This window comes from [Flexibacter] sp. ATCC 35208 (genome assembly GCF_001975825.1).
Classification (GTDB): Bacteria; Bacteroidota; Bacteroidia; order Chitinophagales; family Chitinophagaceae; genus Chitinophaga.
Window position 1 is genome coordinate 1 of the sequence record NZ_MTKN01000091.1, and the last position, 22003, is coordinate 22003.

Genomic DNA, 22003 nt, shown 5'->3' on the forward strand with positions numbered 1-22003 from the left:
AGTATAAACAACTTCATAAATAAAAAAGCAGCGCCCCCAAATATTGAAGGCGCTGCAAAAACCACACAAACAAATTGATCGCTGACGCTTGCCTGTCAGTAATCAGAAATCATTATATTAATAGGACAAAACAGTTATAACGAAATTAGAAATCACCATTCCCTCCCTGTTCTTCTCCTTTTTTATTCTCTTTCTTTTTTCCTGCGTCAATCTTACCAAATCTCCAGGACACATTCAAACGCGCTTCGCGGGTAGCACGCTTGCGATAATATTCCTGCTCAGAATAATCAGTATTTGTATAATTGATACTCCGATCTGTATTGAAAATATCATTGATACCCATAGACACCACCAGTGATCTGTCTTTCAGGAACTCCTTGCGCAGCGCCGCATCCACGGTATATTTTCCGGCTCTTTCTCCCTGAGCCATAATCTGTTTGGACTCATAGATGCCAGTAACCTGTAAGGTCGTTCTATACGGCAATTTGTAATTTGTATTGATCTTTCCAAAGAAGATAAACCCTGAATTTGTCAGGTTCGTCTGCAGGTTGGAAGCATTGATCTTCGTTTGTGCCATGTTCAGGTTCGTAGTCACATCCCAGTCTTTGGTCAACTGGTTACGCACGGTAAACTCCGCACCATATGCATTCCTTGTATCTGCATTCACAGGGTAAGTCAATACGACTTTCTGTGCTACACCATTCACGGTAATGGTAGTATCAGATGAGTAATCGGTGATCGCATTCTTTGTATTACGGAAATATAAAGACACCATTACATTGTGCTTTCGATTGAAATCTTTCAGATAGCTAAACTCAAATGAATTGGTGAATTCAGGTTTTAATGTCGGGTTACCACGACTTGCACTCTGTGCGGTGTAATTCAGGTTAGGCAACAGGTCCCTGAACCATGGACGACGTACACGACGTGTGTAATTCAGCTGCAGCTCATGATCACCTTTGAACTTCTGAGACAGAAACATACTGGGAAACAGGCTGATAGGGTAACTGATCTTATAATTACTTTTAGTCGTGCTGGTCATATCACCACTGTAATAAGACTGTTCACCTCTCAAACCACCCATGTAACCAAAGCTTCCCAACTGACCGGAGTAGCTGATGTAACCTGCGTTGATGGTTTCTTTGTAATGATAGTTATTAGAGAGTGAGCTATCAAAAACGTAGTTTCCGGTAGCATTGTTCAGTCCCATGGTAGTCAGCGTATTATTAAAGATACGGCTGGTGGTACGCAAACCTGCTTCAACCTTTGAGTTTTCAGACAGTGGATTTACGTAGTCAATCTGACCCGTCACATAAGTGGTGTTACCACCACCATACGCATATCGTTTAGCAGGGGCGGTGGGTGTATCGATTGCAACATGATCCAACGTATAATATTGTAATGAATAATCACTACCATCATTGCTGGTGGCGTAGTTGTAATTGAAATCAGCCGTCAGCTCGTGACCCTGTTTTGCAAAAGTATGTTTATACCCCAACTGACCGGCATAGTTGCGAAAGTTGTGATTGTCATTGTCCACACCTGAACCATATCTTACCTGCTCTTTGCCGGTGTTCAGGTTGTACAGTGTCAGGTTATTATCATCACGGAAATCGCCTGCGTTGATGCTGGTGCTGATGCTAAAAGTATTACGGTTGTCCATGAACCAGTCAAAGCCGATACGGCCATATTGAAACTTACGGCTCTGGTCACCATTTTCATATTGGTCCAGGTAAGTAGTCGTATCTGTACCGATGTTCTTACGGAACAGGTGTTCTTTAGAAGAACCTTTACGGGAACGCACATTATAACTCAGGGAGAGATTGAACTTTTCACGGCGGATACTGAAATCGAAACCGCCATTCGCACCACCCAAAGAAGAAATACCTGCGTTCACCTGTCCGTTGATGCCAGCTTTCCTGTTTTTCTTCAATACTATATTTAATATACCACTCACACCTTCCGCATCATATTTTGCAGATGGGTTGGTGATCACTTCGATATTCGCAATAGCATCCGCAGGAATCTGATCCATGGTCAGGGTAGTAGGGCGGCCGTCAACAAAAATGGTCGGAGAACCATTCCGGACAGTCACATTACCGTCAATGTCTACACTTACCGCCGGTACCTGTTTCAAAACGTCGGTGGCGGTACCGCCTACGCTGGAAATATTTTTTTCCACATTGAAAACGCGCTTATCAATCGCCATGGTGTAAGCGGGCTTTTCACCTACGATCTCTACAGCAGCCAATACTTTCGCATTAGTGCCGAGCTTGATATTGCCAACATCAATAATATTATTTTTTGATGTTAAGGCAATTGCTTTATAAACGGTAGAATAACCTATGAAATTTACCTTCAATAAATACTTTCCTGTAGGAATTACAGGGAAATTAAAATCGCCGTTTGGTTTCGAGAGCATACCGGTCACTACGCTGGAATCGACGGAGCGCAGGATGGCAACGGAGGCATACTCGATGGGAGCATTGGTTTGTTCATCCATCAATTTTCCCTGAATAGACCCATTTTCAGGTGATTGTTGGTTGTTTTGTTGAGCATAAGAAAATGATAGAAATGACAGCGTCATTCCCATAAATAACGAGACAAATTTGTGCATGATCCAAATAACTTTTCTAATGTTAGCCTGTAACTACAGCTAAAAATAAATGTTTTATAAAAAGTTTCCTGCGATAATGGATGAATGGCGAACATGATTGATGTATCTTTACAGCCGGACCGTTACAATTTTCGAATAGCAAATTTTTATGTCTAACGCCTACCAGCCAGATTGGGATTTATACACTTGTCACATAGATGACCACCCGGCCATTATAGGGCTAGACCTCGACCTACGGCGATTCGCACCGCTGAACAGTAAACCGCATGCTATTTATGTGTCTGTATATTTGAATACTCCCCGGGCCGATGGGTTTCCACAGGGAGAAGAGTTTCAAGTGTTGGGTGAAATTGAGGACAGCCTGGTCAAAGGATTGGAAACAAAACTGAATGCACACTTTGTGGGCAGGACGATTTCCAATGGTGTAAGAGATTTTTATTTTTATTCCGGTGACACAACATTATATGATAAGCATATAGCTGATGTGATGATCGGATTTCCTAATTATCAATATGATTTTGGAGTAAAGGAAGATCGTACCTGGGAATTGTATTTTGATTTCCTGCTACCTGATAAGGTTGAGTTCCAGCGTATACAGAACCGTAAGGTGCTGCGCACGCTGAAACAACATGGGGATATTGAGGAAAAAGCCAGACACATTGATCACTATATTTATTTCAATTCGGAAGAAGATAGGGAGCGATACTGGCAGCAGATCAGCAAAGAAGGATTTGTTGTGCAGCAGCGTAACCTGAGTGGCAATGAAGAACGGCCTTACAGCCTGCATGTATCCAGACATGACTGTACAGATGAACGAAGCATCAATGCTGTCGTGCTTTTGTTGTTTGAACTGGCACAGGCTATCAATGCAGACTACAATGGCTGGGAAACGACGGTTGTAAACAGTTAATCTGTTTCCGATAGTCCATTTATTGGATCAAATCGCTTATGTCTAAGGCATAAGCGATTTTTTCGCGTGTGTAGGTTCGGGATTTTTATTTAGATTACTTACAACTGTTGTATGCTCTTTGCTAAGAAGGGCATATAAGTTATTATACGAGTGGGAAATCGATCAAAAATATTGTTACACTTTCTGGTTTGCTGTTGCCTGACTATGCCGTTACTCATTCGGCATGCATATGGCAGCACGCGAAAGGATACGGTTATTATTCCATACTATTTATACAGGGTTTCCACCCTGAGGGATACCCTTCCACCCAGATTATACAAACCGATCGCAGATACGATCCCCATTCCGTTATTTAAACCCAAACCGCCTTCCAGAAACTGGTTCCATCGTGTGGCGGAGTATAGAGATTCCCTGCGTCGCAGAGATTACCGCGACTCCCTGATCCGGAAAATGACCCGGCAAAATGCACCGGAACCACCTACTACAGACAGCAGTATTATTAAGAGTGAAAAGTATTTCATTCCTTTTACCGGGAGGGTGATCCGGGATATCTATTATCGTAAGGTTAATGTATTCGGTCCGCAGAACATACGGGATACGGCGTTTACGACTTCTATGAAGCTGATCAAACTGGCCAACCGCCTTCACTATAATACGGAAGAATGGGTGATACGGCAGGCATTGTTCTTTAAATCAGGCGATACCCTGAACCCTTACGAAATGTCGGACAATGAGCGTTATCTGCGTAGCCGGCCGTATATGCAGGATGCCCGTTTGTATATTATAAACGCCGGCGCCAGCCCGGACTCACTGGATCTATTGGTGGTGACCAAAGATGTATTTGAATATGGTGTTGATGTCGGCGAAGCCAGTACTTCGGCCGTGAGAACCACCATTTATAATAATAACCTGTTTGGTGCCGGTCAGGAATTGCGGGTCGGCGCCTATTGGAAGAATAGCTACAATCCGCCCTGGGGATCGGAGGTAAAGTATACGAAATACAACGCTTTGGGCACTTTTGCCGATGTCTCGCTGGGGTATACGACACTCAATAACTATTTCCCCCTGGATTCTGGGGTATTTGAAGGCGCTTATTATTTAAATATCAACAGGCCACTCTATAACTCTTCCGCCGATTGGGCAGGTGGGATCGGTTTGAGAAGGAGCTTCTCTATTAATGCCCGTGAGCAACCTGATACCATTTACAGGGATTACAAGTACGAATTGCTGGAATTATGGGGAGGGTACAACCTGATCAAACAGGACAAACATAACCTGAACAATCAGCGTCCTAACCTGGCTATTCTGCTGGCACATTCCAACCAGATGTTCCTTAAAACACCCAGGCAACCAATTTATAAGTACGATCCTATTTATAATAATCACCGTTATTACCTGGCGCAGGCCATTGTATTCCGGAATGAGTTCTTCAAGTCTACCCATTTCTTTGGGTTTGGCAGAACCGAGGATATTCCACTCGGGTACAATGCGAGTGTAACCTCCGGTTGGGAAACATGGAAAGGACGTACCCGGGCTTATGCCGGTATTGAAGGACAGAAGTTTTGGGTTACAAAACTGAAAGGGATCTTTAACGCCCAGATCGGGATAGGTACTTTTTATCAGAATGGCAGGTCAGAAGATGCTGTTATTCATACCAAACTGGAATATTATAGTCGTTCATTCAGGTTGGGAAAGGGCCGGTTCAGGGAATTTGCTTATTTTGATTACCTGGGAAACCCTAACCCCTATTTTTATAAACCCCTGCAGTTAAATATGGAGCATGGAATCTATGGATATAAAGGGGTTCCACTGACTGGTTATCAAAGAATAAATCTGAGATCTGAGACGGTGTATTATAGTCCGCTGAAAGTGCTGGGCTTTAAGTTCAACTGGTTTACCACCCTGCAGGCCACCCAGCTTACGATCAATAGTAACAATGTCTTTAAGAATCCCATTTATGGCGGGGTTGGACTAGGCTGTAGAATCAAAAATGAAAACCTGCCGCTTAATACACTCCTGTTCGATATTAATTATTTCCCCAATGCACCGGCACCTGTAAAACCTGTTTACTTTGAAATTACGACGACGGTGGATTTCAGATTTGATATCTTTACGCTGAAGATGCCGAATTTTATCAATTTCAGGTGATTGATTTTTTTATTTTTATGATCACCAGCTTGGAAGTAGGCGTATTACTTTTATCGGCCACGCTATCCAGCGGTACGAGTGCATTTGTCTCCGGAAAGTAAGTGGCGGTGCACCTTTCAGGAATATCGTACAGGACCACTAAAAAGTTCCTCACTATTCTTTCTACACCCCCAAATTCATTGTATAAGTCCACCTTATCTCCACCTTTTATTCGATGCTTCGCCGCTTCGGCTTCGTTCATGAGTATCACACGACGCTCCTGGTAGATACCTCTGTACCGATCGTCCAGACCATAAATAGTGGTATTGAACTGGTCGTGGCTCCGGATGGTCATCATCATAAATTCATCGTCATTTAAGGCAGTTCGGGTCACAGGGGCCACATTAAAGTTCGCCTTCTGGTTAGTGGTATTGTATTTTCCTTCTCGGGCGCCGTTGGGCAGGTAAAATCCACCGGGGTGCCGTACCCGTTGGTTGTAATTATCAAATCCCGGAATGACCCTTTCCAGGTCATCACGGATATAATCATAGTGACGGGTGTAGCGTGGCCAGTCGACTACAGAGCGGTCTTTTAAAGTGGCCATGGCCAGCCGGCACACGATCACGGGTTCACTGAGTAGCTGGTCAGAAATGGGCGGCAGATTGCCTTTGGACATTTGAACGACTCCCATAGAGTTTTCGCAGGTCACGAATTGTCGTTCCCCATTTACGATGTCTTTGTCACTACGGCCGAGGGTGGGTAAGATAATGGCCTCTCTGCCATGTACCAGGTGACTTCTGTTCAGTTTTGTAGATACGTGTACGGTCAGGTTACAGTTGCGTAACGCATTGGCAGTCTGCACGGTATCGGGTGTGGCTGAAAGGAAGTTGCCACCCATGGCGAAGAATACCTTGCCTTTGCCATCGCGCATGGCGCGGATAGCGGCGACTACATCCCAGCCATGTTCCCTGGGTGGGTTGAAACCAAATACGTCCTGTATTTTATCTAACAGCGCCTTCGGCGGTCTTTCGAAAATACCGACGGTACGATCACCCTGCACATTGCTATGACCGCGTACCGGGCAGGTGCCGGCGCCGGGTTTGCCGATGCTGCCTTTTAACAATAGCAGGTTGACGATTTCTTTGATGGTGTCAACGGCATTTTTGTGTTGGGTGAGTCCCATGGCCCAGCAGGCAATGATTTTCTTTTTATGTACTAAAGCATTGACGGCAGCTTTTATTTGTGATAAGGGTACACCGCAGTCATTGACTAACTGATCTAAGTTTTGTTCCTGTAAATGGGCGATGTAGGCTTCGTATCCGCTGGTGTTGTTTTGAATAAATTCAGGGTCGAATACGGTGCCGGGGTGGGTTTCTTCTTCTTTTAACAGTAGCAGGTTGATGGCTTTAATTAAGGCCATATCACCATTGATCTTTACCTGCAGGAAAATATCTGTGAGGTGACTATCAATGTGGAGCATCCCTTTCACCGTTTGCGGATTCATGAATCCGAGCAGGCCGGTTTCTTTTAATGGATTCGCAGAGATAATGGTCACACCTTTTGCTTTTGCCTTTTGCAGGGCAGTGAGCATGCGGGGGTGATTGGTACCGGGATTTTGTCCTAAAATAAAAATCACCTCGGCTTCGTATAGGTCATCGAGTGTGACGGAGCCTTTGCCGATACCGACAGATTCGATGAGGGCGACACCACTGGATTCGTGGCACATGTTGGAACAATCAGGGAGGTTGTTGGTACCATATTCCCTGACGAATAATTGATATAGAAAAGCCGCTTCATTGCTGGTACGGCCGGAGGTATAAAAGATGGCTTCACTGGGAGAGGACAACGCATTGAGATGAGTGCCGATTTTTTCGAATGCCTTGTCCCAGCTGATGGGGGTATAATGGGTGGCGCCTTCGGCGAGGTACATGGGCTGAGCCACCCGACCTTTTTTCCCGATTTCGTAGTCGGTGAGGGTGGCCAGTTCAGCTACGCTGTTTTGAGCGAAGAAGGTGGCGTCCAGGCGTTTGGTAGTAGCTTCTTCAGCGACGGCTTTGGCGCCGTTTTCACAATATTCGGCTATCCCGGATCGCTCATCGTCGGGGTCAGGCCATGCACAGCCGGGGCAGTCGAAGCCATTTTTCTGATTGAGTTTGTTTAAGGCTTTGAAACCCCTGATGGCGTCCATTTCAGCGAGAATGTGCTGCATGGCGTGGATGACTGCGGGTAGACCGGCAGCAGAGGATTGGGGTTTGCCAAGGCGGAAGTGTCCTGTGAAGGTTTCCGGGTTTTCGGCGTTGGGTGGGTTCAGGGGAAGGGAATTGGTATTAAATGAATCTGGATTCCCATTGCGGGAGCTTGCTGTGGATGAATCCGGGTTTCCAGCGTTGGATTGTTCTCCATTGCGGGAGCTTGCTATGGATGAATCTGGATTTCCAGCGTTGGATCGTTCTTCATTGTTGGAGCCTGCTATTGATGATTCCGGGTTTTCAGCATTGGTCTTGTTCATAACGCAATTTTTTCCTGTCCATGATAAATATTAAAACGCCCTTCTCTTAAGAAGCCGATCAGGGTGATATCCCATTCTTTTGCCATTTTTACAGCCATGCTGCTGGGTGCGCCTACAGCAGCGATGACAGGGATACCTGCAACGGCGGCTTTTTGAATCAATTCAAAACCGGCTCTGCCGCTGAGGAGCAATCCATATTGGCTAAAATCGAGATCTTGTTTTATGCCAATGCCAATCAATTTATCCACTGCATTGTGCCTGCCGATATCTTCTTTTATGTGCAGCAAAGTTCCTTCCGTATTGAATAAAGCAGCAGCATGTAAGCCGCCGGTATTATCAAATACTGCTTGCTGGTTACGTAATGACGCTGGCAGTTCATGCAAAATAGCGGCGGGAACCTTGATAAGGGAGGGAGTTTTGGAGACAGGCGTATAAATCGCATCCAGGTCTGTTTTACCACAAACCCCACAACTTGCATTCGCCAGGAAATTTCGCTGTGCGGGTTGTAAAGAAGGCGTGATGCCTGGTTGTAAAGTGACGGTGGCGACGTTATTATTATAATAAATGGTTTTTATTGCTGCGTATTGGGTAATGATTCCCTCAGTAAATAAAAAACCGGCGGCGAGTTCCTCATCTTGTCCGGGCGATCGCATGGTCACTGTAATACTTTGCTGCTGGCCATTATGCACCAGGCGTATTTCGAGGGGTTCCTCGGCTGCCAGGGCATCTTCAGTAGCAGTGACAAGTGTATCCGTTACCCTTGTAATGTGCGCGTAGGATATGGCGGGATTTGACATACTTCGAAGTTACAGAAATCTCATGGTTGGCGTGCCAGTCCCTTCGGTGTTGGTACGTTTTTTTCACTGTCATTTTGTACTTTCGGGACTCATTAATCAAAAACAATCTATATGCGTTGGCAAAACAGACGACTCAGCGATAACGTGGAAGATCGCCGCGGCGGCGGCGGTGGTGGGGGTATGAGGAATATCGGTATCGGTGGCGTTATCATCATCGTTGTACTGGCACTCATTACCAAACAAAGTCCACAGGCGTTATTAAACAAGGTATCGCAAAGTACCGGTGGTGGTACTGAGCAAACAACTTCTCAGACTGTGACGAAAGCCAGTGATGAGGAAGCGCGTTTTGCATCATCAGTTTTGGCCAATACAGAAGATGTATGGACGGAGCTGTTCAAGGAAATGCATAAGGAATACGAAGCGCCTAAAATGGTATTGTTTTCAGATGTAGACGAGTCAGGTTGTGGTACGGCACAATCAGCGATGGGACCGTTTTATTGTCCTGCAGATGATCGGGTGTATCTGGATCTGAGCTTCTTTAATGAAATGGAGACACGGTTCAAGGTAGTGGGGGATTTTGCTAAAGCCTATGTTATTGCACATGAGGTAGGGCATCACATTCAAAACCTGCTGGGTATAAGTAGAAAGATGCAGGCAATGCGTTCACAGCTGAGTGAAAAGGAATATAATAAACTGTCAGTAAAACTGGAATTGCAGGCGGATTTTTTGGCGGGGGTGTGGGCACATCATGCGCAGAAAATGGATAATATATTGGATCCGGGAGATATTGAGGAAGCGTTGAATGCAGCAAGTGCGGTGGGTGATGATAAGTTGCAGGAAGCGGCGAATGGTAGAGTGGTACCGGATGCGTTTACGCATGGAACTTCAGCACAGCGTATGCGGTGGTTTAAGAAAGGGTTTGATACCGGGGATATTAAAGATGGGGATACGTTTAATGCGAGTAATTTATAATTGTAATAAAGGCCGGAGGAACTTTGTTATGCGGGTAACTACTGGTTGGATATAATTTAAATAAAGCCGTAGATTTTGTTATGCAAAGAATTGCTTATTGGATATAATTTTTAATAAAACCAGATTTTGTTATGCTAGGAATTTCCGGTTGGATATAATTTAAAATAAAAACCAGAGATACTTTTTAATATAAGTAATCTCTGGTTAAATATAATTGACATGAAAGCCGCTGATATTTCTAATGTGAATAATCTCTTGTTGGCTGTAAAATAATCGTCCTACCATAGGCATTGGTTTCCTCTTCTTCCGACAACGGAAGTGTGAAGTGGAAACTGGTGCCTTTCTCTTTGTAACTTTGAAACCAGATATCCCCATTGTTTCGTTGAATAAAATCCTTTGATAATGGCAATCCCAGTCCACAACCTTTCTCATTTTGTGTACCAGTTGTAGAATAATAAATATTGGAGAAAACTTTGGATTGATCTTCGGAAGGAATTCCAATTCCATTATCTTTTACCATCACTTCCACCTTATCCGGCGATAGCCGGTAATCAATGACAATACTTCCGTTTTTTGGCGTAAACTTAATAGCATTACTAATCAGGTTACGCAGCACCATGCGGATCATATCCTTATCTGCAAATACATGGATCACAGGCGGCAGGTAGTGATTTAACTGAATATTCTTTTGTCTGGCCAGGGTTTGCAGCAATTCGAACTCGTTGTTCAACAAAACCGTGATATTAAAATCATCGGGCATTACCCGAATTCCTTTCATCTGGCTATTGGCCCATTGCAAGAGGTTATCCATCATGGAAGAAGTATTTTTCATATCTCTCCACAGCTCATCTACGAACATGTTAAATTGTTCCTGCGACATCTTTTCATCCCTCAGCAAGAACAACATTCCTTCCAGGATACCCAGTGGTGCCCGGAGATCATGAGAGATCACAGAGAAGATTTTATCTTTTACCTGGTTGCCACTTTCCAGGGCTGCATTCTGATCCAGAATGATCTGGTTTTGTTGTTGAACGCGACGATTCCGGCTGTTTAACTGGCTATACAGGTCCTTTTGTCTTTTGAACATGCGGTATAGCAATACGGTGATGGTAGCAAGTGCCATGAATAATGCAATACAAAAAATTACAAGAATCTGTTGTTGCCTGATGGTAGCCAGGTGTAGCAGCTGTTCTTTTTTCAGCAGTTCATTTTCATGTTGTTTCTTTTCTGACTCGTATTTCTCTTTGGAATTGGCGATGAAGCGGGATTTTTCCGTACTAAAGAAGTCCTCGCTCAGGGCTTGGAATTCCTTGTAGTTTTCCAGTGCCTGGGCAAAGTTCCCCCTGGCTGAGTCCAGCATGGAACGGTATCGGTAATAGATCATTTCATTCCGGGTGTTCTGCATACTTTTATTGAGCCGGGCTGCGGTTTGCAGGTCTTCTTCAGCGGCAGTAAAATCTTTCAGGAATGTATTTGTCTGAGCCATGTTCAGGTACGACTTTACCACCCCCTGAATATTGTCTGACTCCTTATAATATTGGTAAGACATGGTGTGGTATCTAAGCGCCTCCTGATAATTTCCTTTTACAGAGAGGATAATTCCAATATTTTCATAAGCATAGGCCAGTCCGCGGTGGTCGTTGAGGGCGAGCTTGATCCTTTCGGAAGCATAGAGAAAGTGGAGGGCGGAGTCCCATTCTTTGAGCATCATATAACTGGTCCCAATTCCGTTCAGGGTTTTACCTATTTCAGCCTTGTCATTTTCTTTCTGTTTGATAGCCAGGGCTTTCTTCTGGTAAATTAAACCTTGTCTGGGTTGTTGCTGTTCGATCAGGATATTGCCGAGATCAGCATTGAGTATCCCGGTAGCCTTGAGGTCATTCAGCTGTTCCGCCAGTTTGAGGGCTTCCAGTGTCAGGTCCATCTGTTTTTCCAGGTTGCCTTTAGCATTTTCGGCCAGGGCGAGGTTGCGGGTAGCCCACAACTTACCAGGCAGATAGTATAGGCTATCGCTGATATAAAAAGCTTCTTTTGCGTAAGTCTCTGTCAGGGAAGGAACCTGGGTAAAGAGAAAACGGCTTAATTGATTGAGTATGTTGACACGGGTGGTATCTTTTGTAGTATGGGCGGCCAGCACTTTTGTCAGACTATCAGTCAATTGTGATTGCGCCATACTTGCCACCGGCTTCGTAAAGAACAATGCCAGCATCAATATCAATAAGGTGTAAGGGGCAGATCTCCTTCTCTGCCAGAAAGTATTCATTATCGGTACAAATTATTTTCTTAGGGTCACCTGAATGCTGTGCTAAAATTATAAAAAAATTGGATGCAAAGTATATTTACTGGAATCGTTGTAACTTTCCCCCCATGAAACCGACAGTTACAATCGAATATTGCCCCAAATGTGGGTGGCTGATGAGAGCAGCCTGGATGGCACAGGAATTATTGACCACATTTGCAGAAGAGCTGCATGGCGTGACCCTGAGGCCCAGTGAAGTAGGCGGTAGCTTTATTATTTATGTGAATGACGAGGTGCTGATAGACCGTAAGGTGATTGGACATTTCCCTGAAATTAAAGAAGTTAAACAACAGGTAAGAGACAAAGTCGCCCCTGAGAAAAGCCTGGGTCACTCAGATAGAAAATAAGAATAAATTGAAGACACGTTCACTCTCTTGTACGGCTGTACTATTTTTATTGTTGTGTGGATCCCTGAAAGCGCAGGATGATAAATCCATTTTCATAAAGGATACTTCTGTAGTTCATAAAAAAAGTTTTTTTCCATTGCCTGTATTGGGATATTCTCCTGAGAAAGGGTTGGAGATTGGAGCTGCTATGCTATATTCTTTTTATACAGATAAGAAAGATCCTTTATTGCGCAACTCCACGATTAGTTTAATTCCTGCATTGACAACCAATAGTCAGTATAAGATAGAATTAAAAACCGATTTCTGGACAGATCATAATAACTGGCATTTCAAAAGTAATATCCGTTATCATGATTATCCATTGTACTTCTATGGTATTGGGGATACCACCCGCAAGGCTGATGGGACCCTGTTGGGAAACCAGCGATACAAGGTTTTGGTGGAAGGGGAGAAGCGGCTTAGCGGGCATTTTTATGCGGGTATGTCTTTGCAGTACCAGCATGATGCTTATGAGCAGAATGAGAGTAAAGGGATTTATCCGGGGATGGCATTGACGGATAAAGATGGGGGGTATGTGACTTTTATAGGTGCGACGGGAATTTTTGATAACCGGGATAATCAGAATTATACGCACACGGGTTCCTGGGTGCGTTTGAATGTGGCATATGCGCCATCGTTTTTGAGTAAACAAACTTTGTGGAAGATTGACGCGCAGGCGAAGCATTTTGTGCCCATTTCCCGTAAGAGTACGCTGGGAGTGAATGGGGTATTTAATTCATTGCAGGGTAGTTCTTTGCCGTTTTATTTATTGCCCGAGATGGGGAATGATCAGATGATGAGGGCGTATTATACGGGTCGCTACAGGGATCAGAATTATCTGGCTTTCCAGGCGGAGTACCGGTATTTTCTGGATCCGAAGATTCCCATCAATATCTGGTTTTTGCATATGCAGCCTAAGTTTGCCCTGGCGGCATTTGGGGCTACAGGAGCGGTGTTTAATAACCATGATTTTGGGGTGGATCATTTTAAGCCGGCTTATGGTATGGGGGTTAGGTGGTTCTATGATGAGGGGTCAAAGCTGACCATACGGATTGATTATGCGTGGGGAGAGAAGCGGACAGGAGAGGACAGGCAGTCGGGTTTGTATTTGTCGCTGGCAGAGGCGTTTTAGATAAAAGATAAGTAGTTAATAATCAGGTTCTATTTACATAAAATAAGCTGTATATAATCAGGTCACTGGCCTTAATAACTCTTTGTACCAACCTTAATAACACTTTGTACCAACCAGCCAGGTCTTCCAAAGGGCATCAAAATCAAACATATAATCCGTAAATAACCGGGTCGCGGCTAGTATGCAATCAGGTCACGGCTATAGTACGACTTCGTCACTACTAGTATACTATAAGGTCACTAAAAGGGCACTTGTATATCCAAGGGATATTGAGGTGCCCTTTTGATGTACTATTAGTACCGTAATGATGACGAAGCTACACCCTACTCATTGGCCATACTCAGTGGCATCTCAATGTTTTTTCATTTTCATTTAAATTCGTTAAATTGATAGAACACGTTAGTTTTCACCCAAATGTTCCACTAAAATGAAAAACTTAGCCCTGTTTACCACCTTATTTCTGACGGTAGCAAGCTCGTACACCTTACACGCGCAAGACCAGAAAATAGCAGCGCCCTCAAAGTTTTATGTTAAAGTAGCCGGTGGCTATTTCTTCAGTGTTTTTCCTGGTGAGTTTCCCAAAGTGGGTCCTTATGAGCCACATGATGAGCAGAAATCGTATAATTCTTCGACAGGAACTACAACAACAGTTTCTGAAAAGGTCCTGACCGGATCGTATGGCGCAGGCAGCAGGGGAGGACTCTCCTTCGGCTGGAATATCAATCAGTACATCGCTGTGGAAGCTGCTTTTAATTACTATCACAGTAAGAAAAACCTTATGACCCGTGAGGTAACAGTACTGGCTGGTTCGAGTACGGAATTGGGTAAGATAGAATCGCATGGATATGTTAATGCGGTTGATTTTGCACCTGCAGTCGTGATTCATCCCGGTTTTGCCAGGGTCGATCCGTATGTACGTGTTGGATTTGTAGTGCCGTTGTGGGGTGAGTTGAATATCCATACAGATGCGAGTCAGACTGGTTCTGCGGTGGTTGGCGGTTCGGCGGTGGTGACCAAGACGACGATTTCACGCGATGAGCGTGTAGATCCGAATATCACCGTTGGATTTCAGGGAGCTTTCGGGATTGTATTCCCGGTAGCGGCGAAGCTGGATGTATTCATTGAAACTGAGTACAGAAATATTCCGGTGCGCAGCAAGAAAAAAGAAGTGACTGCGTATGATGAGACAACGAATATTCTAAGTTCGACTACGGGTCAGGTAATTGCAACCCAGCATCGTGGGCTGGATGATCTGTCTACGGCAGAAAGGCATACAGAGTATCAGTCAACGCTGGATCAGAATTCTAATACGGCGGTGAGTCAGTCCGGTGCGACGGTGACGTATAAGGACGATAGTAAGCCTTCGAATGATTTGAAGTCTTATATTAATATTGGCGGTTTGGGTGGTAATGTTGGGTTGAGATGGCGGTTTTAGGAGATTAAACTGGTTACAATTTTAACGAGATCTGCTTTAAGTGTATTGTCAGTAATATTGCCGGCAGCATCGATTTTCGTACGTACGGTTGGTATAGTAAGGATACGATCGTCTGTAATTGTTGCCGTCATCACTTTTAATGTTTGTACCAGTGAGGCATTTGCTTTGTCACCACCGGTCATCATAGGTGAAGCACTGATTACGGCTGTAGGTTTATCAACAAATTCTCCGCTGGAAACGATCCAGTCCAACGCGTTTTTTAGCACGCCGGGTATGCCAAAAGCATATTCCGGTGTGCATACGATTACAGCATTTGCTATGCTGAGTTGTGCGCGTAAATCCGCTACAGTAGCGGCTGGCGTAGATCCTTCATAATCCAGTTCAGGGCTAAAATACGGCAACTGATCTAAGCCTTCATATATCGAAAATGAAATGCCCGGCCATTCTGCTAATTGCGGGATGGCCTTTAAAATGTTTGTATTTGAAGAGGTTGGGCGCAGGCTGCCGGAAATACACAAGATCTTAAACATATACCTAACAATTTTGTAAGCACGCACAAGGAGGTGCTATCACGAATCACTTAGTCGTGGAACAAAAGTAAGAAACACATGGTATTAGGTTTGCATCATGTTGCGATTCGTGCGAATAATTTTGATGAGACGATTCGGTTTTATACGGCGCTATTGGGTTTAGTGTACAAAAAACCTGGGCGCTGCCGGCATTTAATCTCATGCAGGCGGCAATGATTCCCTTTACTATTTAAGGCTTATAATTTATATTATGTTAAATAGATAATTTCTTTATGGGATAGGGTTTGTTCCCATTTTACAGGCTTTATGCCGACTTATTCCCGCTTTCATGAATGTTTTATTCGGGTAACAGAATCCTCGTATATGCAATTCTCAGGGCTTTCCTGTTACTTAGGATACGTCCCAATATCATTTTATTTACTAAATCGAATCTTATCAGGTTTTGTCCTTTTTATAAATTCCATCATGTCATTAAAGCACTCATGGTGTGCAAACAATCCTGTATTCGACCCATACTCCGACTGCTGTTTTTCCTGTTTGCCTTTTTCATAAGCAGACGCCTCTCTTGCGCTATATTCCACCACATCTCCCCTGATGTATATTCTCATCACATACACTATAGTTTCCTGATTTTTCTCTTCTGTGGTAATGAAATGAAACTCCCTGTTTATCTTGTCCGGCGTGTAACCATAATCGAGTAATTGCTGACATAGATAAGTAATCAATTCATCTCCTTGTATACCATATGCCGCTATTACTTTTTTAGCTCCTTTGAATGGCGTGTCTTCCAGGTTTTGTCCAAACGTGATACTACAGCATAAGATGAACAATGGTAATAATAAATATTTCATCTGAATGGGTTTGACCCAATTTAACATTTTTTAAACTTTTCATCAAAGGTTACCTTTTACCGGTTCGGAGTATAAAAAGAAAACACATTCTTATGCGTCCTTATTGTTACCTGGTGGTCCCCGCCATGACCCTCTATGCCTGTTCTGCAGGTAGTAGCTATCGCAGTACACTGGATAGTACTGTCGCTCAGGATTCCAACTCCTATACGGAAACGGTGGAAGCCGCAGCAAAGTCCGGCGAAGAAGTGCCGGCACTCAATTCCCCTTCACGTAAACATGTTAGAACGGCTGATGTAAATTGTCGTGTAGCCAATGTATTTAGTGCCGCTACTACACTCGAACATGCTACAAACAAACTCAATGGTTATGTGGTGGAAAGTACGCTTTCAAATGAATTTGGAACCTCACAGGATCTACCTTATAAAGGCGATTCCATGAAACATGTACAGCTCTTTACTGCGGTGGCAAACCTAACTATGAAAGTACCTGTCGAAAAGCTGGATTCGCTTGTGAGCACACTCACCAATGTTGCTACTTTTGTGAGTGCACGTACGTTAAAGGATGATGATAAAACACTGGAATACCTGGGAAATTCCATGAAGAATCAGGTCCCTGTGCCTACAGTAGCCGTGACAAAAAAGTCTGATCCGATAGCAACTGCAACTTACCAGGAGACTAAAAGTAATGAAACGATAGACCGGAAGATTGCAAATTTTGCTATTCTGGACGATGCGAATTTCGCGACTTTAACTGTGAAATTATCCCAACCACAACAGGCAGATATGCAAATTGTCGTAAACCCTGAAAGTGCCATCCGTGCAGGGTTTGGAACAGAGCTGCTGACAGCGTTGGGCACGGGTGCAACAGCTCTGCGTAATGTGTTTTTGTTCCTGCTGCAATTATGGCCTTTTGTATTGTTGACAATTGCAGGTGTAATTGGATATAAGAAAATATCTGCACGGAAAGTAGTTGCTAAGTGATGCTGCTGTGTATTTAAATACAAAAATTCAGGCAACCGCCAGGTGAATATTAATAAGTTTAAAGAACAAAATGAATTACACCGAAAGTGGCCACTAACATGCTTTTAAATACCCAAATATTATATCGTCATCTATGTATCTGAAAACAAAAAACAGTAACTACACCAACGCAGCAAACAACACCTCTGCCGGATGCAATGCTGTCTTGCCAGTACCATCCAATATCTGATGACGGCAGCTGGTACCAGGTGCAGCTATTATCACATCATCCGCCTGACTTCTTACAGCAGGAAACAAAACAAGTTCCCCTATCTTCATCGAAGTTTCGTAATGATCTTTATCAAAGCCAAATGATCCAGCCATTCCACAGCAACCGGAATTAATCACCGTTGCCTCATAATGCGCCGGCCATGACAGCACTTTTTTGATATAATTGACCGAGGACAACGCCTTTTGATGGCAATGCCCATGGATCACGATCTTACGCGCATCACTCCTGAAGGACTCTTTGCGAATACGGCCTTCATCCATTTCTGCTGATAAGAACTCTTCAAACAATTTCACCCTGGATGCTAATCCTTTTGCTTTCTCTTTCAGTTCCCCTGAAAGCAGATCGATATACTCATCCCTGAAAGTAAGGATGGCTGAAGGTTCCAGCCCGATCAAAAAATGTGGCTGGTCAATCAGGAACGATAATAGCTGCACATTCTTTGCTGCAATTGTTTTGGCTCTCTTCACCAAACCCTTTGACAAATGCGTGCGGCCGCTTTCAATATGATCTGGTATGATCACCTCGTAATCCAGTGCTGTCAACAGTTCTATACAACGCTGTCCGATATGTACATCGTTGTAATTGGTAAATTCATCACAGAACAGGAAGACTTTGTGTGTGAAATTTTTGCCAGCTTGTTGTTGCCTGAACTGCTTGTACCAGACGCGTAATGTTTGAGGCTGTAATGCAGGAACATGGCGCTCCGGCGCCATGTTCATCATGCCTTTGAGTATGCCGGAAGTAAATTTATTGGAGAAGGCGAAATTGTATAAACCAGGTGCGACGGACGCCATTTTGCTGAGGAAAGGGAACTCTCCTATCATCCGCGCTTTCAAAGGCGTACCGTTGGTATCGTAATACTGTTGCAGGTATTCTGCTTTCAGCTTGGATACATCCACACTGGATGGGCATTCTGCTTTACAGCCTTTACAGCTGAGACAGAGATCCATAGCATGACCAATCTCTTCATGATTGAAAGCCTGTGCTGTATTATCCTGAGCAAGGAACTGACGTAATACATTCGCTCTTGCACGGGTTGTATCTTTTTCAAAACGGGTGGCCATATAGCTGGGACACATTGTACCGCCCGCGAAATGCGTTTTACGGCAATCGCCTGAACCAGAGCATTTTTCTGCTAGTGATAAGATGCCATTGGTTTCAGAGAAATCAAAGTATGTTTTTATCTTTCCTCCGGCTGCAGGTTGCTTGAAACGGAAGAACTGATCCATGGGTGGCGGATCGATAATCTTACCCGGGTTAAAGAGATATTCAGGATCGTATAATAGCTTCACCTGTTTGCAGCAATCATAACATTTGTCCCCCATCATGAAGCGGATAAATTCGCCGCGCAAACGACCATCGCCGTGCTCTCCACTAAGGGAGCCTTTGTATTTTTTCACAATGGCGGCGGTCTTTTCCAATACTTCACGGAACTGCTTTCTGCCTTCTTCAATTTTTAAATTGATGATAGGTTCTACGTGTAGTTCACCGGCGCCAGCGTGTGCGTAGTAAGAGGCTTTCAATCCCATGGATTTGAGCATTTCCTGCAGGTCGTCGATGTATTCAGGCAGATCTTCCGGTGCTACTGCACAGTCTTCGATGAGGTTCACGGGTTGTGCATCGCCTTTAATATTGCGGAGTAGGCCGAGACCTGATTTGCGCAGGTTCCAGGCCTTATTGATATCGTTGCCGCGCAGCAATGGATAAGCGTACCCTAAATTTTTTGCTTTGACTTCGTTAATGAAGGCGCTGGTTTGTGCCTGTAATGCTTCTTCTGTATGACACATAAACTCAACCATGAGAATCGCTGCCGGCTCACCTTCCATAAAGAAGCGGTTTTGCTGATGCTCAGGGTGGCCTTTTGTAAAGTTCATGATCACGTCGTCCACGAGTTCTGAAGCCGTGACCGGGTGTCTGACAGCGATGAGGTTTACCTGTAGCGACTCTTTCACGCTGGTACAGTGTACGGCTACCAACCCGTTCACCTTTGGAGGCGCATCCAGCAATTTGAGTTTTGCTTCAGTCACGAATGCCAAAGTACCTTCTGAGCCGGCAATCAGGTGAGAGAGATTGAATGGGGCAGCACCACCGTAAGGTGTTGTATCAAGAAGGGCATCGAGTGCATAGCCACTATTCCTTCTTTTTACAGTACGGGTAGGATAGCCATCCCGGATGGCCTGCTGATTTTCTTTATTGGAGAGCAGGGCGTGCATGGTTCTGTAAATACTGCCTTCCAGGTTGTTGAGCAGCATTTTATGCTGTAAGCCCTGTGTGTCTATATCTTCAAATGTAGTGGTCTCGCCATTGCCGAGGACAACTTCGACGGAATGGAGATTGTCGCGCGTAGCGCCCCAGACCATGCTATGCAACCCACAGGAGTTGTTCCCGATCATGCCACCGATCATCGCACGGTTAGAGGTGGAGGTTTCCGGACCGAAGAAAAGCCCATAAGGTTGCAATAGTTCGTTCAAAACGTCTCTTTCGATACCCGGTTCCACCCTGACCCATTTTTCCTCCTTATTGACCTCTAAAAGGCGATTCATGTAGCGGGAAACGTCTACGATCAGACCTTGTCCTACTACCTGACCTGCCAGAGAGGTACCTGCGGTGCGGGGAATGAGGGGAATCTTGTGGGTTTTGCTGAATCGGATCAACGCAGCGATATCGGCTTTGTTCTTTGGCAGTGCGACACCCATTGGGTATTCCTGGTATACGGAGGCATCTGTAGAGTATGCCATGAGTATGGTGCGGTCCAGAGAGTTTTCTGAGAAGTAGAGATCGCCTGCCAGTTGTGGTTTGAGTTCCTTAAAAGCCTGCTTGAGTTGTTCCTTGATCATACCGTAAATTTACAGCTTCCAATTTAGAACATTCAGGCAGAAAAATGCAAGAAAGTTTCGTAAACCGGCATAAAACAGAAAAAAAATAACCGCCGTTGATTGTAGATACCTTCGGCATCAGCAATCAACGGCGGAAAGGGATGGCCTGCGGCCGGCTTTAAAAATCAAACATCACCATTTTATATTTTTACTGATATACGCGATCAGTTCATTTGCCATTGCCTCCTGTTCCTTTGCATTTGGATGCCCCGGTGTGTCCTTATAAGGGAAAAAGCAGGTATGGATCTTCGCATCATGCAATCCGAGTACCGCTTCCTTTATGTAGCCCGGCCATGGTGAACCTTTCCGTGTTGCATCCATATTGCCCAGTGCACAAATGATCTGTGCTTTCGGATGTTTATCCCGGATCTTTTTCACCAGGTTACTATAAGCCGCTACTATCGTCTTTGCATCCGGCACCTTATCACCAAATTTCGCTTTGAATTGTTCATGTTCCGGTTTTGCGACCAGCCAGCTATCATTCTGAAATAAATTTATCACGATCAGATCAGGCGTATAACTACTAAAATCCCATTTGCTTGCAGCATCCGTGGCATCAGTACGGTCGTACATTTCAGGCATGATCAGGGGGAACCAACTGATAAGGACTCCTATTCCGCTCTTTGCCACTAAATGATATTCAGCATTAAAATGTCTTGCTGTCAGCGATGCATAGCTGATATAGGCATTCTCGTACGGACCTGTACCTCTATCCTTGCCACTGCTGTCTTCTACCGCATACCCACAGGTAATGGAATTGCCATAGAACTCGATCTTCCTTTTTTTCGCAACAGGGGCTTGTAAAAGCGTACCATCCACTTCAAAATTATACAACCATGTTTTACCCATGGCCCATTCTGTGCGCTTAAAGAGTACTAAGGTATGATTCCCGTTTTTCAATCCACTTACTAGCGTATATGTATGTACGGTACTATCAGGCTGTAGTTTACTGATCACTTTTCCATCTACCACTACATTATAATAATTATCTCCCCGCTCATCTTTCAGCTTTACCTTCACCCCCGTTCCTTTAAAATTTATACTTGCCGTTGTTGCCGACCAGGATAGCTGTGCACTATTATCTGTCTGGATGACACGGCCCATATAGTGTATGTGTGGGTCATTACTTTTAATGGTTGAAAATTTTTCCTGTGCTTGTAACTGTATGGGCATAATACAAATCAGGAACAGGCAAAAGTGTTTTTTCATAATAAATGGATTTGTCGGAGTGTGAAATTAAGAGAGAATCTTTAAATTTCGGAAATAAATATTTATTTTGCCGCAGTTATATATGAAGTTGTTTAGTCTTTT

At 44.2% G+C, this 22003-nt stretch carries 16 protein-coding genes; 8 read left to right on the forward strand and 8 right to left on the reverse strand.

Annotated elements, in window-relative coordinates:
- Nucleotides 1–145: 145 nt before the first annotated feature.
- The gene (locus BW716_RS31895; RefSeq protein ID WP_083730109.1) at nucleotides 146–2617 is read right to left on the reverse strand and encodes an outer membrane beta-barrel family protein; all 2472 of its coding nucleotides are present in this window, start codon (nucleotides 2615–2617) and stop codon (nucleotides 146–148) included.
- Nucleotides 2618–2765: 148 nt separating this feature from the next.
- Here BW716_RS31895 and BW716_RS31900 point away from each other — a divergent pair, with 148 nt between their 5' ends.
- Nucleotides 2766–3527, forward strand: coding sequence for a DUF695 domain-containing protein (locus BW716_RS31900; protein ID WP_083730110.1), 762 nt, complete (start codon nucleotides 2766–2768; stop codon nucleotides 3525–3527).
- A gap of 204 nt (nucleotides 3528–3731) precedes the next feature.
- A complete protein-coding gene (locus BW716_RS31905; protein WP_083730111.1) occupies nucleotides 3732–5675 on the forward strand; it encodes a hypothetical protein in 1944 nt (647 codons plus the stop codon).
- On the opposite strand, the gene BW716_RS31910 is transcribed toward BW716_RS31905, so the two are convergent.
- Together BW716_RS31910 and fdhD are read right to left on the reverse strand one after the other, a co-directional pair.
- On the reverse strand, nucleotides 5668–8163 hold the full coding sequence (locus BW716_RS31910) for an FdhF/YdeP family oxidoreductase (RefSeq protein ID WP_083730112.1): 2496 nt from the start codon (nucleotides 8161–8163) through the stop codon (nucleotides 5668–5670). The genes BW716_RS31905 and BW716_RS31910 overlap by 8 nt on opposite strands.
- Nucleotides 8160–8960, reverse strand: a complete 801-nt coding sequence (fdhD, locus tag BW716_RS31915; RefSeq protein ID WP_083730113.1) for a formate dehydrogenase accessory sulfurtransferase FdhD — start codon at nucleotides 8958–8960, stop codon at nucleotides 8160–8162. Before fdhD ends, BW716_RS31910 begins: the two co-directional genes overlap by 4 nt.
- Before the next feature lie 111 nt (nucleotides 8961–9071).
- Here fdhD and BW716_RS31920 point away from each other — a divergent pair, with 111 nt between their 5' ends.
- Nucleotides 9072–9932 carry a neutral zinc metallopeptidase gene (locus BW716_RS31920; RefSeq protein WP_083730114.1) on the forward strand — a complete coding sequence of 287 codons (861 nt, stop codon included), beginning with the start codon at nucleotides 9072–9074 and terminating at the stop codon, nucleotides 9930–9932.
- A 238-nt stretch (nucleotides 9933–10170) separates the two neighbouring features.
- Here BW716_RS31920 and BW716_RS31925 read toward each other — a convergent pair whose 3' ends face one another.
- Complete coding sequence (locus tag BW716_RS31925; RefSeq protein ID WP_083730115.1) at nucleotides 10171–12195, reverse strand: ATP-binding protein; 2025 nt, start codon at nucleotides 12193–12195, stop codon at nucleotides 10171–10173.
- A 104-nt stretch (nucleotides 12196–12299) separates the two neighbouring features.
- Between BW716_RS31925 and BW716_RS31930 the strand changes: the two genes are divergently transcribed.
- From BW716_RS31930 to BW716_RS31940, 3 genes are all read left to right on the forward strand, one after another.
- The gene (locus BW716_RS31930) at nucleotides 12300–12578 is read left to right on the forward strand and encodes a SelT/SelW/SelH family protein (RefSeq protein ID WP_083730116.1); all 279 of its coding nucleotides are present in this window, start codon (nucleotides 12300–12302) and stop codon (nucleotides 12576–12578) included.
- A 7-nt stretch (nucleotides 12579–12585) separates the two neighbouring features.
- A complete protein-coding gene (locus BW716_RS31935) occupies nucleotides 12586–13749 on the forward strand; it encodes a BamA/TamA family outer membrane protein (protein WP_143709153.1) in 1164 nt (387 codons plus the stop codon).
- Nucleotides 13750–14176: 427 nt separating this feature from the next.
- On the forward strand, nucleotides 14177–15184 hold the full coding sequence (locus BW716_RS31940; RefSeq protein WP_083730118.1) for an outer membrane beta-barrel protein: 1008 nt from the start codon (nucleotides 14177–14179) through the stop codon (nucleotides 15182–15184).
- On the opposite strand, the gene BW716_RS31945 is transcribed toward BW716_RS31940, so the two are convergent.
- Nucleotides 15181–15714 carry an NADPH-dependent FMN reductase gene (locus tag BW716_RS31945; RefSeq protein WP_083730119.1) on the reverse strand — a complete coding sequence of 178 codons (534 nt, stop codon included), beginning with the start codon at nucleotides 15712–15714 and terminating at the stop codon, nucleotides 15181–15183. The two genes, BW716_RS31940 and BW716_RS31945, sit on opposite strands and share 4 nt — an antisense overlap.
- 78 nt (nucleotides 15715–15792) lie before the next feature.
- On the opposite strand from BW716_RS31945, the gene BW716_RS39275 reads away from it, so the two are divergent.
- Nucleotides 15793–15930, forward strand: coding sequence for a VOC family protein (locus BW716_RS39275; RefSeq protein WP_143709154.1), 138 nt, complete (start codon nucleotides 15793–15795; stop codon nucleotides 15928–15930).
- Between the two features lie 197 nt (nucleotides 15931–16127).
- On the opposite strand, the gene BW716_RS31950 is transcribed toward BW716_RS39275, so the two are convergent.
- A complete protein-coding gene (locus tag BW716_RS31950) occupies nucleotides 16128–16565 on the reverse strand; it encodes a hypothetical protein (RefSeq protein ID WP_143709155.1) in 438 nt (145 codons plus the stop codon).
- Between the two features lie 92 nt (nucleotides 16566–16657).
- Between BW716_RS31950 and BW716_RS31955 the strand changes: the two genes are divergently transcribed.
- Nucleotides 16658–17545 carry a DUF4349 domain-containing protein gene (locus BW716_RS31955; protein ID WP_083730121.1) on the forward strand — a complete coding sequence of 296 codons (888 nt, stop codon included), beginning with the start codon at nucleotides 16658–16660 and terminating at the stop codon, nucleotides 17543–17545.
- 159 nt (nucleotides 17546–17704) lie between these two features.
- Here BW716_RS31955 and BW716_RS31960 read toward each other — a convergent pair whose 3' ends face one another.
- Together BW716_RS31960 and BW716_RS31965 are read right to left on the reverse strand one after the other, a co-directional pair.
- Complete coding sequence (locus BW716_RS31960; protein ID WP_083730122.1) at nucleotides 17705–20653, reverse strand: FAD-binding and (Fe-S)-binding domain-containing protein; 2949 nt, start codon at nucleotides 20651–20653, stop codon at nucleotides 17705–17707.
- A 171-nt stretch (nucleotides 20654–20824) separates the two neighbouring features.
- Nucleotides 20825–21901 (reverse strand): SGNH/GDSL hydrolase family protein, encoded by a 1077-nt coding sequence (locus BW716_RS31965; protein WP_083730123.1) that lies wholly within the window; start codon nucleotides 21899–21901, stop codon nucleotides 20825–20827.
- Nucleotides 21902–22003 lie beyond the last annotated feature (102 nt).